1 pseudogene is annotated in these 266 nt (G+C 65.8%); it reads right to left on the bottom strand.

Annotated elements, in window-relative coordinates:
• Positions 1–266, bottom strand: a pseudogene (locus KBI52_RS00290) (TetR/AcrR family transcriptional regulator); the annotation flags it as partial.

The following is a 266-nucleotide window of genomic DNA, read 5'->3' as shown; positions in this document are numbered from 1 at the left end:
AGGGTCGCCTGGATGACCTTGCGCACCGGATCAAGCAGGTGCGGGCTCTCGGCCGAGGCGGCCAGCATGCCATTGGCGACCTCCTTCGTCCTGCCCTGACGCAGCTTGAGCAACGCCGCCGTACACAGGCGCGCTTCGAGGTTGCGCCCGGGCTCGGCTTGAGCGCGGAGTGCCTCCCGCTCTGCAGCAACCTCGTCGACAATGCGCTGGACCATGCCTTGGAGTAGCGCGTCCTTGGTGGGAAAGTTGTAGAGAAGCCCACCCTT

This window comes from Microvirga sp. HBU67558, assembly GCF_018069605.1.
Lineage (GTDB): Bacteria > Pseudomonadota > Alphaproteobacteria > Rhizobiales > Beijerinckiaceae > Microvirga > Microvirga terrae.
Note: the sequence above shows the minus strand (reverse complement) of the source record. Positions and strands in the feature narration are given on the sequence as shown.